Origin of the sequence: Kaistella treverensis (genome assembly GCF_900114045.1) — a bacterium.
Lineage (GTDB): Bacteria > Bacteroidota > Bacteroidia > Flavobacteriales > Weeksellaceae > Kaistella > Kaistella treverensis.
This window is the reverse complement of record NZ_FORQ01000001.1, coordinates 978,107-994,016: the sequence shown is the minus strand read 5'-3', so window position 1 is coordinate 994,016 and position 15,910 is coordinate 978,107. Positions and strand designations below refer to the sequence as shown.

At 41.5% G+C, this 15,910-nt stretch carries 14 protein-coding genes; 2 read left to right on the top strand and 12 right to left on the bottom strand.

The annotated features are described in order from the left end of the window. Positions 1–116: 116 nt before the first annotated feature. The 10 genes from BMZ55_RS04690 to BMZ55_RS04640 form a co-directional block, all read right to left on the bottom strand. Positions 117–1,553 carry a sodium:solute symporter gene (locus BMZ55_RS04690; RefSeq protein ID WP_089819089.1) on the bottom strand — a complete coding sequence of 479 codons (1,437 nt, stop codon included), beginning with the start codon at positions 1,551–1,553 and terminating at the stop codon, positions 117–119. 492 nt (positions 1,554–2,045) lie between these two features. Continuing rightward, positions 2,046–2,330, bottom strand: coding sequence for a GNAT family N-acetyltransferase (locus BMZ55_RS04680; protein WP_089819085.1), 285 nt, complete (start codon positions 2,328–2,330; stop codon positions 2,046–2,048). Between the two features lie 122 nt (positions 2,331–2,452). Next, positions 2,453–3,958: a catalase gene (locus BMZ55_RS04675; RefSeq protein ID WP_089819083.1), complete on the bottom strand. Its 1,506-nt coding sequence runs from the start codon at positions 3,956–3,958 to the stop codon at positions 2,453–2,455. 137 nt (positions 3,959–4,095) lie between these two features. Further along, positions 4,096–5,004, bottom strand: a complete 909-nt coding sequence (locus BMZ55_RS04670; RefSeq protein WP_089819081.1) for a pirin family protein — start codon at positions 5,002–5,004, stop codon at positions 4,096–4,098. A 38-nt stretch (positions 5,005–5,042) separates the two neighbouring features. Beyond that, entirely contained in the window at positions 5,043–6,092 is a 1,050-nt protein-coding gene (locus BMZ55_RS04665) for an LLM class flavin-dependent oxidoreductase (RefSeq protein ID WP_089819079.1), read from the bottom strand. 14 nt (positions 6,093–6,106) lie between these two features. Continuing rightward, the gene (locus tag BMZ55_RS04660; RefSeq protein WP_089819077.1) at positions 6,107–6,763 is read right to left on the bottom strand and encodes an NAD(P)-dependent oxidoreductase; all 657 of its coding nucleotides are present in this window, start codon (positions 6,761–6,763) and stop codon (positions 6,107–6,109) included. 87 nt (positions 6,764–6,850) lie between these two features. After that, positions 6,851–7,726 carry a pirin family protein gene (locus tag BMZ55_RS04655; RefSeq protein ID WP_089819075.1) on the bottom strand — a complete coding sequence of 292 codons (876 nt, stop codon included), beginning with the start codon at positions 7,724–7,726 and terminating at the stop codon, positions 6,851–6,853. 104 nt (positions 7,727–7,830) lie between these two features. Further along, the gene (locus BMZ55_RS04650; protein ID WP_089819073.1) at positions 7,831–9,237 is read right to left on the bottom strand and encodes an MFS transporter; all 1,407 of its coding nucleotides are present in this window, start codon (positions 9,235–9,237) and stop codon (positions 7,831–7,833) included. A 112-nt stretch (positions 9,238–9,349) separates the two neighbouring features. Further along, positions 9,350–11,020, bottom strand: coding sequence for an asparagine synthase B (gene asnB, locus BMZ55_RS04645; RefSeq protein ID WP_089819071.1), 1,671 nt, complete (start codon positions 11,018–11,020; stop codon positions 9,350–9,352). A gap of 406 nt (positions 11,021–11,426) precedes the next feature. Further along, on the bottom strand, positions 11,427–12,632 hold the full coding sequence (locus tag BMZ55_RS04640) for an RsmB/NOP family class I SAM-dependent RNA methyltransferase (RefSeq protein WP_089819069.1): 1,206 nt from the start codon (positions 12,630–12,632) through the stop codon (positions 11,427–11,429). Between the two features lie 299 nt (positions 12,633–12,931). Between BMZ55_RS04640 and BMZ55_RS04635 the strand changes: the two genes are divergently transcribed. Continuing rightward, positions 12,932–13,264, top strand: a complete 333-nt coding sequence (locus BMZ55_RS04635; RefSeq protein ID WP_089819067.1) for a zinc ribbon domain-containing protein YjdM — start codon at positions 12,932–12,934, stop codon at positions 13,262–13,264. Positions 13,265–13,446: 182 nt separating this feature from the next. On the opposite strand, the gene BMZ55_RS04630 is transcribed toward BMZ55_RS04635, so the two are convergent. Then, positions 13,447–14,394, bottom strand: a complete 948-nt coding sequence (locus BMZ55_RS04630; protein WP_089819065.1) for an ABC transporter ATP-binding protein — start codon at positions 14,392–14,394, stop codon at positions 13,447–13,449. 81 nt (positions 14,395–14,475) lie between these two features. On the opposite strand from BMZ55_RS04630, the gene BMZ55_RS04625 reads away from it, so the two are divergent. Beyond that, positions 14,476–15,132: a YceI family protein gene (locus BMZ55_RS04625; RefSeq protein WP_089819064.1), complete on the top strand. Its 657-nt coding sequence runs from the start codon at positions 14,476–14,478 to the stop codon at positions 15,130–15,132. A 90-nt stretch (positions 15,133–15,222) separates the two neighbouring features. Here BMZ55_RS04625 and msrA read toward each other — a convergent pair whose 3' ends face one another. Continuing rightward, a complete protein-coding gene (msrA, locus tag BMZ55_RS04620; protein ID WP_089819062.1) occupies positions 15,223–15,885 on the bottom strand; it encodes a peptide-methionine (S)-S-oxide reductase MsrA in 663 nt (220 codons plus the stop codon). Between the last annotated feature and the right edge of the window lie 25 nt (positions 15,886–15,910).

Sequence of the window (15,910 nt, the reverse complement as noted above, 5' to 3'; positions counted from 1 at the left end):
TGTTTGCCTGCGAATTTACGAATTTTTGGTGGCTCGGGAAAATGAAAAATTCCGGACTGCAAGCCCGGAATTTTTTAAGATATTCAATTTAAAGTTTGCTTTCTTACAAAGAAAGATTATTTTTTCCTAATCAGCCACAATCCGATAAAAGTGAGTAATCCATTGATAATCAGCAATTCCAAACCGATTTTAAATTCACCAAAAATATTTTCCTGGAACTTGTCGATGAAATACGAAATCACCGGCGCCGCGACACACACATACGGAACGAGTTTATCCTGAACTTTAAATTTCGTGAAAATCCCAAAAGCAAATAAACCAAGAAGCGGCCCGTATGTAAAGCCGGCAAGTTTCAGGATCAAACCGATCATTGAATTATCATTGATTATTTTAAAAATAATCACCATAATTAAAAATGCTACGGCAACGATCAGGTGAACTCTTTTCCGAAATTTTTCCTGCTCTTTGGGAGAAATTTTTCGTTCTTTCAAACCGAAAATATCAATACACAACGAAGAAGTCAGCGCAGTCATGGCACCATCCGCGCTTGGGAATAAAGCGGAAATCAAAGCGATGATAAAAATAATTGAGATAAACGGCGGCATATGGTTCAACGCAATATCCGGGAAAAGCTGGTCGCCCGCGCTTGTAACGTGTTCCGTATTTCCGTAAAGGTGCAAAAGTCCGCCCATAAAAAGGAAAAGCGAAATCACGCCCACCAAAATAAAGCCTAAAACAACCATATTTTTCTGCGAATCTTTCAGCCGCGTTACCGACAGCGATTTCTGCATCATTTCCTGATCAATTCCGGTCATGGTGATGGTGATAAATGCACCGGCCAAAATCTGTTTAATGAAAAAAGCTTTGCTGTTGCCGTCTGTATTAAAAACCTCGGTATAGCCCAGTTTATTCATCTGCGAAATACTTTCGGTAAAGCTCAAATCCAAATGATTCAGCATGTAGACTGAGCATATAATCAGTCCCAAAAGCATACACGTTGTCTGCAAAGTATCGGTCCATACGATAGTTTTCACGCCGCCTTCGTAGGTGTACAGGATTATCATTCCCAAAATCACCAGGGTGGTCACAATAAACGGCACACCCAAACTGTCGAGGATGGAAAATTGCAGGATATTCACCACCAGGTAAAGCCGCGCGGTAGCGCCCACAAGCCGCGAAACAATAAAAATCCACGCACCGGATTTATACGAAATTTGACCCATTCTTTCCTGCAGATAACCGTAAATTGAAGTCAGTTTCAGGCGGTAATACAGCGGCAAAAGCACGTACGCAATCACGATATAACCAATCAGATAGCCGATGGTAATCTGCAGATAATGAAATTTATCCGCGCCCACCGCGCCGGGCACCGAAACGAAAGTCACGCCCGAAAGCGACGTTCCGATCATTCCGAAAGCCACCAGCATCCAGTTGCTCTTGCGGTTTCCAATAAAAAAACTCTCGTTGTTACTGCCTTTTCCGGTGCGGTACGCAACCCAAAGTAAAATTGCAAAATAGGCGATAATGATACTCAGCAGCACATACGGATTCATAAAGTTATTTTTTTAAGCTGCACAAATATAGTTTTTTTGGGCAATTTGGGCGCCTTTTGAAATTTTCGGGTTATTGATTTCTTATTTTTTTGGGGCGCCTTTTTGACGTTGTCGAATGGTGGATTTCTTATTTTTTTTATGGCGCCATTTCCGCCCTCCGCTCCCGCTTTTTTTGCTTTACTGTGTTTCGCAAAAAAGAGCTCCGCTCAGGTCGGGGCGCGGGGAAGCGTTAATTCATAAATTTTTTCTTTTAAGATTATTTACTTCCAGTCAAAAATTTTTCATTTTAAATTCCAAAAATACCGGCCTTTCCGGGCAAATTTTTCGTTTTAGAAAACCAAAAAACTTTCTATTTTTATTGCTTTAAATCGAAAAAATATCGAGCTTTAACGCCATGATTTTTGGTTTTAAGAAAACCAAAAACCTTTCAGCTTTACCGAAAGGTTTTCATTGATATAAATCGAAAAAATATGCTGCTAAAACAGCATATTTTTACGCCAGCACATCCTGTAATTCCGCATTTTTCTGGATGGTTGCATTGGCATACTGGCACGCCGGAATCACTTTTTTATTGTTTTTACGCGCATACTCAACGCCGGCATAAACAAGTTCTTTAGCTAGACCTTGTCCGCTGAATTCTTCACCAACTTCCGTATGATTGATGATGAAGCGATCTTCACCATCCCAGGTGTACGTCATTTCACCCGCTTTTTTTCCATCGCTGTAAATTTCGAAAATTCCGTTTGTTTCGTTGTTCTGGTGCTTAATTTCTGCCATTTTTTAATGTTTTAAATTTAATCTGCAAATCTTTAGCAAGAAGTCCGCCGAAAAATTTTTCATTTTGAATGAACTTCAGCAAAAACGGGAAAATTTGCCACTTTTTCCCGCTTTTTTTTCAATTAAGATTTTCTGGGTGCCCACTGGTCGTACGGCGTCATATCAAAATTGAAAACGTCCATCATGTCCAGTCCAAGCGCTTTTGCTACGCCTTCGCCGTATTCGGGATCCGCTTTGTAGCAATGTCTGATGTGTCGAATCTGAATGAATTTTTCTGCCTGACCAACGTTCGCGGCGGTATTATTAAACAGTGCTTCTTCTTTGCCGTCAGCTTTAATAATTCTGAAAAGGTCGCCAGGTTGGGTAAAATAATCTTCGTCATCATCCCGGAAATTATGCGCATAAGCGTCGCCGTATAATTCCAAAGGCGGCTCTTTCGCAACCGGTTGTTCCTGCCATTCACCGTAACTATTTGGTTCATAATGTTTCGTGCCGCCGTAATTTCCGTCAACGCGCATCTGGCCGTCGCGGTGAAAAGCGTGATACGGACAACGCGGCTTGTTCACCGGGATTTGATAGTGATTCACACCTAAACGATAGCGTTGCGCATCACCGTAGGAAAATAAACGGCCCTGCAGCATTTTGTCCGGTGAAAAACCAATTCCGGGAACAATATTCGTCGGGTTAAAGGCGGCCTGTTCCACATCAGCGAAATAGTTTTCAGCATTTTTGTTTAGTTCAAATTCACCAACTTCAATTAATGGAAAATCTTTTTTTGACCAGACTTTCGTCAAGTCAAACGGATGGAAACGGTAGGTTTTTGCCTGCTCTTCGGTCATAATTTGTATAAACATTTTCCATTTCGGAAAATTTCCCTGTTCAATATTTTCAAAAAGGTCACGCTGTGCAGATTCGCGGTCAGTTCCGATAATATTTATTGCTTCTTCTTCGGTTAAATTTTCAATTCCCTGTCGCGTTCTGAAATGAAATTTCACCCAATGTCTTTCGTTCGCATGGTTGATGAAACTGTACGTGTGGCTGCCGAAACCGTGCATGTGCCTGTAACCATTTGGAATTCCGCGGTCGCTCATCACGATCGTTACCTGGTGCAAAGATTCCGGAAGCAAAGTCCAGAAATCCCAGTTGTTATTTGCGCTGCGCAAATTGGTTTTCGGGTCGCGTTTTACGGCGTGGTTCAAATCCGGAAATTTCATCGGATCGCGGAAAAAGAAAACCGGTGTATTATTTCCCACCATATCCCAGATGCCTTCATCGGTATAAAATTTCAGCGCAAAGCCACGGATGTCTCTTTCTGCATCGGCAGCGCCGCGCTCGCCGGCAACGGTAGAAAAGCGCGCAAACATTTCGGTTTTTTTGCCAATTTCGCTGAAAATGTGAGCTTTAGTGTATTGGGTGATATCATGAGTTACGGTAAATGTTCCGAAAGCGCCGGAACCTTTTGCGTGCATTCTCCGTTCTGGAATAACTTCGCGGTCAAAGTTTGCCATCTTTTCCAGAAACCAGAAATCCTGCATCAACATTGGTCCGCGTGGCCCCGCAGTCTGTACATTTTGATTGTCCGGCACCGGCGCACCGGTCTGTCTGGTGAGTTTCTTTTTGTCTTCCATGATTATTATTTTTTTGATATTTTAAAGTTACAAATTATAACTCTTCGGTGTTATCTATAAAATCTAATGCAGCGATTTTGCTTGACTTTTTAATATTGAAAAAAAAATTTGCCGCTAAAAGAGCAAATTTTTCTTTTTTACTTCGATAATTTTCCGTTCAAAATCGCTTTTGGCAACGGTACGAATTCTTCTTCATCACCTGGAACTAAAGGAAATGCATGATGGTTTTGCTCGTGCCAGTTTATTTTAGCCGTTTCAAGTACCGATTTTTCAGAATTCACGAAATTCCAGAAAATAAAGCGTTCTTCTTCGAAAGGTTCACCACCGAAAAGATAAACCGTAGCATTTTCACCGATTTCAAATTCGCACAAAGTGGCATTTTTCGCGATGATGAGTTGCTTACCACCAAAAGTGTTTCCTTCAATCGTTACATTTCCGTCTAAGACATACATCGCGACTTCACCGAACAAATCCTGTCCAATATTTATTTTTTGCCTTTCCACACTTTTAATTTCCAGGAAAAATAATTTTGAATGCACTGGAACCGGTGAGTTTTTACCAAAAAGTTCACCTGCAATAAGCTTAAACTGAAGATTTCCGTCTTTCCAAACGGGAATGTCGTCCGATTCGGTATGGTGAAAAGTTGGCTCACTTTGCTCCAAATTTTTCGGTAAACCCACCCAGATTTGAAAACCGTGCAGATTTTTTTCAGTATTTCTTAGGTATTCCGGTGTTCTCTCGGAATGTACCACTCCTTTTCCGGCGGTCATCCAGTTTACAGCGCCGGGTTTTATTTCTATGTCGCTGCCCAGCGAATCTTTATGCTGAATTGAGCCTTCAAAAAGATAGGTTAAAGTTGAAAGCCCGATATGCGGATGCGGTGGAACGTCAAGATTTTGAAAATCTTTCAGCGCCGCCGGTCCCATGTGATCGATAAAAACAAATGGACCAACCGCTCTTTTTTCACGAAACGGCAAAAGTCTTCCTACCAAAAAATTGCCGATATCTGCCGCTTTTTCTTCAATTATTAATCCGATGTTTGACATGATTTTCAGGATTTGGAGTTAAAAATTTGCAAAGAAAATTATCCGTTCACTTCCAATCGTCGCTTCACTTCCGGAATTACTCTTGTACCGAATAGTTCAATGGATTTCATGGTCATTTCATGCGGCACAAAGCCTAAACTCGCCTGCGCAAAAAATCTTGTAAAACCGAAAAGTCGGTATTCATACAGTATTTTTTCCACCACCTGTTCTACGCTGCCAACCATTAAAGAACCTTCCGGCGCACGCATATACTCAAATTGGTCGCGCGACATCGGTTGCCAGCCACGGCTTCTGCCGACACGGTCCATCATCTGTGCGTAATATGGGAAGAAATCGTCTGCTGCTTTTTCGCCATCTTCACCGATAAACATATGATTGTTAATTCCGACCTGTAAATCTTCCGGTTTTACGCCGTTTTCCAATGCTGACTTTTTGTAAAGCTCAATAAAAGGTGTGAACTGTCGCGGCATTCCACCGATTATGGCGAGCATTAAAGGCAAATGTAATTTTGCAGCGCGAACAGCTGAAGCTGGAGTTCCCCCAGCCGCTAACCAAACCGGAATTTCACCATTCAAAGCTCGCGGATACACGCCTAAACCATTTATTGGCGCGCGAAGCTTTCCGCTCCAGTTTACTTTTTCTGAGCGATTTATTTGGAGCAAAAGATCGAGTTTTTCTTCAAATAGCTGGTCATAATCATTCAAATCAAAACCAAATAACGGAAATGATTCGATAAAAGAGCCGCGTCCCGCCATAATTTCTGCGCGTCCGCTGGAAATGGCGTCCACCGTTGCAAATTGCTGATAAACGCGCACCGGATCTTCGGAACTTAAAACCGTCACCGCGCTGGAAAGTTTGATGTTTTTGGTAATCGCTGCGGCTGCTGCGAGCACTGTTGTGGGCGACGAAACTGCGTAATCGGGGCGGTGATGTTCGCCAATCCCGAAAACATCGATACCGAGCTCGTCTGCGAGCTTTATTTCTTCCAAAAGATCCTGTATGCGCTGATGCGCATTAATTCCTTTTCCGGGAACAGTTTCCGGCGCCGCGTCGGCGAAAGTCATTAAACCAAATTCTATTTTTTTCATTTCTGTGTTTTAAATTAATAAGCCGCCGTGAAAATCTGGCGGTTAAACTTCTTATTTTCAAGCTCGTCCACAATTGCAATCGCCAAATCCTGCACGGAATGACGCGAGCGGCCTTCAGCATCAAAAACGGGTGAATCGTTTCCAAGTCGGTATTTACCAGTTTTCGTTTGTTCCGGGCTGAACATATTCATTTCCAAAGCAGGACTAAAAAATTCCCAATCTAAAGTGGTGTTTTTTGATAGATTTTCTACATAATATTTTTTCGCTGCGCTGGCTCCGGCATAAATTTCTTTCGGAAAATCCGGACCGTCCACGATATAATTGCCGTCGATTTTCAAAGTTCCGGCACCGCCAATAACAATAAGTTTTTTCACTCCGGAATTTTCTACGGCATTTTGAATAGATTGTGCGCCTTTTAAATAATCTTCATGAATATTAGGATTGGTCCAACCGGGATTATAAGCGCTGATTACCGCGTCGCTGCCTTTCAAAGCCTCGGTTAAATCTTCCTTGTTGAAAATATCCACATTTTGCTTTTGCAGATTTTCGTTGTTAATGGTTATTTTATCGGTATTTCGCGCGAGCGCTTTCACTTCATAATGTCGGTCTAAAAGTTCGTTAAGCAGTGCGTTTCCGACAAAACCGGTAGCGCCAATCACGGATATTTTCATTTGATAAGATTTTTTGGATTGATATTTACTTTAAATTTAATTATAAATAAAGCAGCGAAAAATTTTCGTTGCTGTTTTAACAAAATTTTAATCTTCGAGGTAGCCGAATTTTCCGGTGTTAAAGTCATCGAAAGCCTGCATGATTTCAGCTTTGGAATTCATTACAAACGGTCCGTGCGGCACAATGGTTTCATGTAAAGGTTCGCCGCTAAGAATTAAAATAATAGAATCTTCCGTCGCTTCGATGCTGAATTCGTCACCTTCATTTTCGAACAGAACAAAATGGTCGGTCGGCACATTTTCTTGCCCGTTTACGAGCATATTTCCTTCAATTACCAAAGCTCCGGTATTAAAATTTGCAGGAAAACTGAAGTTCGCTTTACCGCCTTTTTTCAATTTGGCGTTCATCAAGTTCACCGGCGTAAAAGTGGTTGCCGGGCCTTTTTTACCATTGAAATCTCCGGCGATTACTTCTACAAAACCGTTTTCACCCAAATGGACAATTTTCATTTCAGAATTTTTAATCGCCTGGTATTTCGGTTTGCTCATTTTATCTTTTGCGGGAAGGTTCACCCAAAGCTGAACCATTTGGAAAATTCCGCCTTCTTTCGCCCATTCGGTTTCATGAAATTCTTTGTGAAGAACTCCGGAAGCTGCGGTCATCCACTGGACGTCGCCTTCACCGATGATTCCGCCGCCGCCGCCGCTGTCACCATGTTCTACGCGGCCTTGGTACGCGATCGTCACGGTTTCAAAACCGCGGTGCGGATGCACGCCAACGCCACGCGGTGTGGAAGTCGGCCCGAAATGATATTTGGAATTATAATCGAGCATTAGAAAAGGATCCATCCTTTGCATATCCAAACGGAAACCGCTCGGAATGAAGTTGTGAACCCGGAAGCCGTCGCCCACAAAATGCGGAGTTTTCGGCTGAACTACAACTTCTACTTTTTTTGTTGACATCTTTTGTTTTTTAATAATACAAATTTACGTCACCAAATAGTCCTGCACATTGATTTAGGATAAGTAAAAAAAACCGCCTGATAGCGGCGAATTTTTAATAAACTTTATGCTTGAGCTCTCATGTTTTCGCCGTCGCTGGAATGCAGACGCCTAAAAACGAGACCCGTGAAAATCGTAAGGAATCCAACGGTGAAAAAGGTGTAGCGGAAAGCCAGGTGAATGACGCCGTTTGTAATTGAAGTGTTGTTTTCAAAAACCTTTAAAACTATCAAACCGATGGCAATCCCGAAACCTACAGCAAGCTGCTGATTCACCGCCAACAAAGAGTTTCCGCTGCTCGTGTGCGAATCGCGCAAATCGGCGATGGCAATGGTATTCATCGCCGTAAATTGTATGGAATTGAAAAATCCCAAGATAGCGATAATCGGTATGAACCAGTAAATATTCGTATTAATTCCCGGAATTCCCAAACTTGCGATGAGTAAACCAATGATAAAAGTGTTGCCCATCAAAGTGCGGCGATATCCGAAATAGTTCAAAATTTTAATGACAAATGATTTTCCGATCATGGCCGTTAAAGCCATAGGAGCGACTATCCAACCGGAAATCACGGCACTTTCTCCGTACGCGATTTGAATCATTAATGGCAATAAAAGTGGAATGGCACTGATGCCTAAGCGCGTCGCGAGATTCCCTAAAATCCCGACGCGAAAAGTTCTAACTTGAAATAAATTGAGCGGAAAAATCGGGTTTTCTGTCTTTTTTGCATGAACGTAATAGTAGTAGATCATGAGGAAACCTAAAATGAAAATCAGCAGCACAGGCGTGGTATTTTGCACATTTCCAAAAAGCTCCAATGAAATGGAAAGCAAGAGTGAAGCTGAAGCGAAAATCAAAAACCCTTTTAAATCAAAAGTGATTTCCGAAGAGCGGTAATCCGGCATATACTTTAAACTCAGGATAATTCCGAGTAAACCAAAAGGAATATTGATGAGGAAAATCCAGTGCCAGGAAAGATAATCCACCATATAACCACCGACAAGCGGCCCCAGAATTGGCCCGATCAAAGCGGGAATAATGGCAAAATTCATGGCTTTTACCAGCTCATTTTTTTCAAAAGATTTTATCAAAGCGAGTCTGCCGACCGGCGTCATCAAACTTCCGCCGATTCCCTGAATCACGCGCGAAAAAACGAGCTGATTCAAATTCTGCGACATCGCACAGAAAATTGAACCCAAACTGAAAATTACCAACGAGGTGATAAAAATTTTGCGTGTGCCGAATTTATCCGCGAGAAAACCGCTAACCGGCATAAAAAGCGCAAGTGTAAGCACATAGCTAATTATCGCATTCTGCATATTCAGCGGCGATTCATTCAAGTCTGTAGCGATGGACGGTAAAGAAGTGTTTAAGATGGTAGAATCCAGCATCTGCATAAAAATGGATGTAGCCAGAATGAGCGGGAGGAATCTTTTAATGGTTTCGGGGCTCGCAGCAGTAGAAGAATTCATTCAAAATAGTTATTGAGCAATGGATATGCAAAGGTAATCATCTAGTGACGATGGACCATTCCCAACAAAAAGCCCGCCGAAATTTCCGGCAGGTTTAACTAAATATGAACTGTTAATAAGAATCCTCGTGGACTGAAATCACCGCTCTGCCACTTGGATCGTTCATTTTCTTAAAGGCGTCATCCCACTCTAGCGCAATCGGTGTAGAACATGCCACCGATGGCACTGACGGAACGGTTGCTGCTGCTGTTTCGCTCGGAAAATGTTCTTCGAAAATCGCGCGGTATCGGTATTCTTCTTTGTTTTGTGGCGTGTTCAGATGGAAACGGAATTTTGAATTTGCCATCATATCATCAGACACTTCATTTTCAGCTGACTCTTTTAAAGAATCAATCCATGAATAACCCACGCCATCGGAAAACTGTTCTTTTTGCCGCCATGCAATAGATTCCGGAAGTAAATCTTCGAAAGCTTTCCTCAAAATCCATTTCTCCATTTTTCCTTCCGCTTTGCTGGTCATTTTATCTTTTGGATTTACGGTCATCGCAACATCCATAAATTCCTTATCGAGGAAAGGTACGCGTCCCTCGATTCCCCAACTCATCAAAGCTTTATTGGCGCGCAAACAATCGTAAAGATGTAGTTTCCCCAACTTTCTTACTGTTTCGTCATGGAATTCTTTTGGATTCGGAGCTTTATGAAAATACAGGTAGCCACCGAAAAGTTCATCAGAGCCTTCGCCGGAAAGCACCATTTTTATTCCCATTGATTTAATGACTCTTGCCAACAAATACATGGGCGTAGATGCACGAACCGTTGTCACATCATAAGTTTCCAGATGATAAATAACGTCTCGAACAGCGTCCAATCCCTCCTGAACGGTGAAATGAACTTCATGATGAATGGAACCAATATGATCTGCTGCTTTTTGAGCTGCAATTAAATCCGGCGAACCTTTTAAGCCGACGGCAAAGCTGTGAAGCCTGGGATACCAAGCTTCCTGGACATCGCCGCTTTCAATTCTGTTTCTTGCATATTTTGCCGTTACTGCGGCGATAATTGAAGAATCCAAACCGCCGGAAAGTAAGACGCCATACGGAACATCACTCATCAGCTGACGGTGCACGGCCGCTTCCAGACTTTTTCTAATGGCGGAAATTTCGGTTACATTGTCTTTTACATTATCAAAATCTTGCCACTCGCGGTGATACCACTTCTGCATTTCGTAACCATCTTTGCTGTAAAGAAAATGTCCCGGTAAAAAAGTTTCTATTTTTTTACAAATACCTTCCAGCGCTTTAAGCTCAGAAGCGACGTAATAATTTCCGCTTTTGTCCCAGCCCTGATAAAGCGGACAGATTCCCATGTGGTCACGGCCAACAAAATACACGTCATTTTCCGTATCATAGAGAGCAAAGGCAAAAATTCCGTTGAGTTTCTCCAGAAAATCTTTTCCGTCTCTTTGATATAAAGCCAGGATGACTTCACAATCAGAATGGGTTAAGAATTCGTAATCGGGGAATTCAGCGCGAAGTTCCTGATGGTTGTAGATTTCGCCGTTCACCGCCAGAACAATTTTTCCATCTTTGGTGAAAAGTGGCTGCTTTCCGGAAGTAGGATCTACAATCGCCAATCTTTCATGTGAAAAAATTACTTTTTCGTCCTGAAAAATTCCGCTCCAGTCGGGGCCGCGGTGACGGATTCTCTTAGACATTTCTAAAATTTGAGGACGAAGAGCGTCCGTTTTTTGTTTAGCATCAAACACGCATACAATTCCGCACATAATTATATTATATTTTTCCAATATTTATCAGAAGCTGATTATTGATTTAAATTTTAATTCAAAAGTATAATTAAAGTTTATGAATATGAAGAAAAATATTAAATAAGCGAATATTTTACTTAAATAAAATTTTAAAAAGAAAAAATTTAATTTAAAACGGATATTCTCCGCTCTCTGATTGAAAAAATTTTGAAGGACAGATTCGTAATTGATCAAAAACATATTTTAAGAATACTAGGTTTTCGTTCAAGTTTCGCGTTTTCTGAAAAAACCGCAGAATACCGCCTTTTTTTTAGCAGTTAAGCGCAGTCAAACAGGAACCAGCTCAGGGAGAAAGCGAAATCCATATTTTTCCAAAAAAAAAGCCATCTCAAAATGAAATGGCTTCTGTTAGGTTGAAAAAGTTTTACGCTGTCCTTTCGATGAGCGCCATGTAAAAACCGTCGAAACCTTCGCTCGGCATTACTTTTTCTTCTTTTAATAGTTTGTAACCTGGGTTGTTTTTCAGGAAATTTTCAACCTGTTCGTTGTTTTCACTCGGTAAGATAGAGCAGGTAGCGTAGATCATTTTGCCGCCTTTTTTCAAAATTTTGGCATAATCCTGCAGTATTTTTTCCTGTTCCTTTCTAATGCGGTCGATGAATTCCTGATCGATTTTCCACTTGGAATCTGGGTTTCTTTTCAGCACTCCGAGGCCGGAACACGGCGCGTCAATCAGCAAACGGTCGGCTTTTTCATGCAGTCTTTTAATGACTTTATTATCGTCGATGAAACGCGTTTCAATATTGTGCGCACCGGCACGTTTCGCTCGGCGTTTCAGCTCCGCAAGTTTCCATTCGTAAATATCGAGGGCGATAATCTGCCCTTTATTTTTCATCAAAGCCGCGAGATGCAGCGTTTTCCCGCCCGCGCCGGCGCAAATATCCACCACACGCATGCCTTCTTTTACGTCCAGCAATTCACCGATTTTTTGGGACGAAGCATCCTGAACTTCAAACAGACCGTCTTTAAAAGCTGAGGTCAAAAAGACGTTTTTCTTTTGCTCCAGCTGAATAGCGTCCGGATAATTAGCAATCTGGAAACTTTCTACGTTTTCGTCGCGAAGGTCAGAAACCAGCTCGCGAGCAGTAGTTTTCAGCGTATTTACACGAAGAATCGTCGGCGCCTGTTCGTTCAGCGCTTCCATTTCGCGTTCCCAGTTTTTGCCGAGTTCTTTTTCCAGTGTTTCCGCCAGCCATTCCGGAATGGAATATTGGATGGCTTTAGTCGGAACCGTATTTTTCTTCAGTTTATTGATGATGTCGGCGGTTTTGATACCGTCGAATTCCTCAAATTTTTTGTAATGCGTTTTCGTCCAAAGGCAATATGCCAGGATCATTTTATAAATATTGTTAGGTTTCACGCCTTCGCCCATGTAATATTCCAGGCGTTTTTTCCAGCGGATGATGTCGTAGAAAATTTGGGCGACCACTTTTCGGTCTTCGCTGCCCCATTGTTTGTGACCTTTCAGCAATCTTTCGATGACTTTATCGGCATATTTGCGGTCTTCGAAAAAAGTTTCCTGCAGCGCGTCATGAATTCCGATCAATAAGTTTCTGTGTATGAGTTCCATATAGGATTTTTTAAGTTTAATTTAACCTCGAACCTTCGGGAAAAATTTTTTGCAAAAATACGGTATTTTAGCCGATAATTTTTGCAGATGTTTGGGCGCATTTTTGGCTCCATCGAATGGCATTAATTTAAAATTTTTTTTGGGCGCCTATTTCCGTCTTCCGTTCCCGCTTTTTTGCTCCACTGCGTTCCGCAAAAAGAGCTCCACTCAAGCCGGGGCGCGAGATTTCGCACCACTTGCAGTTTTCCGCTTCTTGTAACCTTTTCAGAATAGTGATATATTTGTAAAAAATTATTACCATGAGCGAGCCCGTTATTTGCCCGAAATGCCAATCAGAATTTACCTACGAAGATTCCGGAAAAATAGTGTGTTCCCAGTGTTTCCATGAATGGACGCCCGGAGAAACAGCAGATGAAGACAAAATTTTAGATGCCAACGGCAACGAACTACAAAATGGCGATAGCGTAGTGGTAATCAAAGATCTTCCCGTAAAAGGCGCTCCAAAGCCGGTAAAATCCGGTACGAAAGTGAAGAATATCAGATTGCGACCAGATTCCGATCATAATATCGACTGTAAAATTGATGGTTTTGGCTCAATGGCGCTGAAATCAGAATTTGTGAGAAAGGCATAAAAAAAGGAAAAATTTGGACAGGGTTCCGTTTCAAAGACTTAGTTGTACAGAAATGCACTAATTTCGTCCCAGGGCAGAAAGAGAATTAACCAAAAATTTCCTTACGTTTTCGAATAACAAAGCTAAGAAGAATTTAAATAATAACGAAAAAAAAAGGCGCTTATTGCACCTTTTTTTTGTTTTTACCGGTTTGGTTTTTCGAAGGCTATTTTCACTAAACCATTGAGTTTCTCCCGCGAGTAAACCGTCAGTTTTTTATCTTTTAAAATTACTTTATTCCAGTAATGGCTGCCGGCGAAACGGCTTTCTAAAACTTCCGCTTCCGCACCGTTTTCCGAAATGAGAATTTCCTGCGGATACCAGAAATTTTTTCCGAGCTTAAAGGCTGTTTTTTCTTCATTTGAAAAAACATTCACTTCACCGAAAAGTTCCGCCACATATTGGTTGTACGGACGCATGTAAGTTTCCTTCGCGTCATCATTTTGAATGAGTCGTCCTTCTTTTAAAACAATGATCTGGTCCAACCACGGAATAACTTCCTGAATTTCGTGCGTGGAAATAATCAGCGAAATTTTTTTGTCTTTCACATAATTGAAGAGTTTTTCCCGCAGCTGAATTTTCCGTGAAAAATCCAGGTTGCTGAAAGGTTCATCCAGTAAAAGAAGTTTCGGCATCACTGATAGGGCGCGCGCAATTGCCACGCGTTGCTGCTGGCCGCCGCTCAGATATTTCGGTAAAACATCGCGGTATTCCAGCAGACCTACAACATCCAGAAGTTCCTCGACGCGCTGCTTTTTTTCGTCGAGATTTATGTTTGAAATAAATTTTCCCACATTTTCCGAAACGGTGGAATAGGGCATCAAATCATAATTTTGCGCCACGAGTTTCATATCCTGCTCGCCGGGCACCAGATTTTTTTTCGGTCCCGCAATGGGTTTTCCATCGAAAATAATTTCACCTTCCTCCCAATCGAGCAGGCCGTAGATCAAATTCAGCAAAGTAGATTTTCCGCAGCCGCTTTCACCCGCGAGCGCAATAATTTTTCCTTCTTCAACCCGTAAGTTGAAATTTTGGAATAATTTCTGATCCGCGTGGTGAGAGAAAAATAATCGCCTAATTTCTAATAGCATATTGCAAAAATAGCATATTTGAGCAAAATACGTTAAAATTTCATAATTTTGCGTCAACAATTTAAAAACACAAACTTTACGATGAAGACATTAAAATTAGCCGCACTTTCAGCATTTTTCGGCGCTTTTCTTTTAACCGCCTGTGCAAAGGACAAACCAGTTACCAGCGAAACTACCGAAGTCAGCACAAAAACCGACGGCGTTGCGTACACCATCGACACCTTAAACAGCCGCGTGGAGTGGAAAGGTTACAAAGTTTTGAAATCTGACCAGACCAGCCATTTCGGAACCATAAAATTTGAAAGCGGACAGCTCACCGTACACGACGGCAAACTGGAAAGCGGAAGTTTTGTAGCTGATATGAATTCTTTAACGTCGGTTGATCTAAAAGATGACGTTGAAAATCTGAACAAACTTAACGGTCATCTTAAAAGCGGCGACTTTTTCGAAACTGAAAAATTTCCAACCTCGTCTTATGAAATTACCAAAGTTACTGCGCAGGACCAGGGCGATTATAATACTTTGCTGGACGGAAATTTAACCCTCAAAGGCATTACCAAACCTGTTGCATTTCAGGCAAATGTTTCAGTGAAAGAAGGCGTCGTAACGATTGCGACAGAGCCGAAAGATATTAAAAGAGAAGATTTCGGCGTGAAGTTTCAACTGCCGGTTGCCAATGGTTTAATTAAAGATGAGGTAAATCTTCAGATTTTAATTAAAGCCAACGAGAAAAAATAGTTCGTTTTACCTTAAAATAAAATCCGCGCCAAAAATTTTTTGGAGCGGATTTTTTCTGGACTAAAAGCACAGATTTTTATAATTTACCGTTTACGATTTCGTAGCTGGCAGCGGGTTTGCCTTTTTCGCTTCCTCAAAAACCGAAAGCGGAATGTGGCAATATCCACTTGGATTTTTCACCAAATAATCCTGGTGATAATCTTCAGCTTTATAGAAGTTTTGTAGCGGAATAGTTTCCACAACCACAGGTTTATCGTAGTTTTTCGCCAGTTTAGCAACTTCTGTTTTTACAATTTCTGCAGCTTCTTCATCGGTGGTATAAATTCCGGTTCTATAGTTATCGCCGATATCATTTCCTTGTCTGTCAATCGTTGTTGGATCAATAGATTTAAAGAAAATATTGATTAAAAGCGGCAAATTTACTTCATCAGCATCGTATTTTACTTTAACAGCTTCAGCAAAACCGGTGGTATGACTTACCACCTGCTCATAGGTTGGATTATCAATTTTTCCGTTCGCGTAACCAACTTCTGTTGCTACAACGCCTCTTATGAGCTGAAAAAGATGTTCGGTTCCCCAGAAACATCCGCCTGCAAAGTAAATCTCTTTAATGTTTTTCCCTTCCATATTTATCTCATTTTTTTTGTTGTTATTTTCTGCTGTCTGAACTTTGGCTTTAGAGCAAGAAAAATTGGTCGCCGCAAAAATGCCGACACCAAAAATAAAAGCCAGAAGTGTTGTAATATTTTTCATTGTTTTGTTTGTGTTTTTTCCTTCG

Excerpts from the sequence above, each read along its gene's own strand:
- BMZ55_RS04630 (WP_089819065.1), bottom strand. The coding sequence starts at position 14,394 with ATGCTATTAGAAATTAGGCGATTATTTTTCTCTCACCACGCGGATCAG.
- msrA (WP_089819062.1), bottom strand. The coding sequence starts at position 15,885 with ATGAAAAATATTACAACACTTCTGGCTTTTATTTTTGGTGTCGGCATT.
- BMZ55_RS04675 (WP_089819083.1), bottom strand. The coding sequence starts at position 3,958 with ATGGAAGACAAAAAGAAACTCACCAGACAGACCGGTGCGCCGGTGCCG.
- BMZ55_RS04670 (WP_089819081.1), bottom strand. The coding sequence starts at position 5,004 with ATGTCAAACATCGGATTAATAATTGAAGAAAAAGCGGCAGATATCGGC.
- BMZ55_RS04665 (WP_089819079.1), bottom strand. The coding sequence starts at position 6,092 with ATGAAAAAAATAGAATTTGGTTTAATGACTTTCGCCGACGCGGCGCCG.
- BMZ55_RS04635 (WP_089819067.1), top strand. The coding sequence starts at position 12,932 with ATGAGCGAGCCCGTTATTTGCCCGAAATGCCAATCAGAATTTACCTAC.
- asnB (WP_089819071.1), bottom strand. The coding sequence starts at position 11,020 with ATGTGCGGAATTGTATGCGTGTTTGATGCTAAACAAAAAACGGACGCT.
- BMZ55_RS04650 (WP_089819073.1), bottom strand. The coding sequence starts at position 9,237 with ATGAATTCTTCTACTGCTGCGAGCCCCGAAACCATTAAAAGATTCCTC.
- BMZ55_RS04640 (WP_089819069.1), bottom strand. The coding sequence starts at position 12,632 with ATGGAACTCATACACAGAAACTTATTGATCGGAATTCATGACGCGCTG.
- BMZ55_RS04660 (WP_089819077.1), bottom strand. The coding sequence starts at position 6,763 with ATGAAAATATCCGTGATTGGCGCTACCGGTTTTGTCGGAAACGCACTG.
- BMZ55_RS04625 (WP_089819064.1), top strand. The coding sequence starts at position 14,476 with ATGAAGACATTAAAATTAGCCGCACTTTCAGCATTTTTCGGCGCTTTT.
- BMZ55_RS04690 (WP_089819089.1), bottom strand. The coding sequence starts at position 1,553 with ATGAATCCGTATGTGCTGCTGAGTATCATTATCGCCTATTTTGCAATT.
- BMZ55_RS04655 (WP_089819075.1), bottom strand. The coding sequence starts at position 7,726 with ATGTCAACAAAAAAAGTAGAAGTTGTAGTTCAGCCGAAAACTCCGCAT.
- BMZ55_RS04680 (WP_089819085.1), bottom strand. The coding sequence starts at position 2,330 with ATGGCAGAAATTAAGCACCAGAACAACGAAACAAACGGAATTTTCGAA.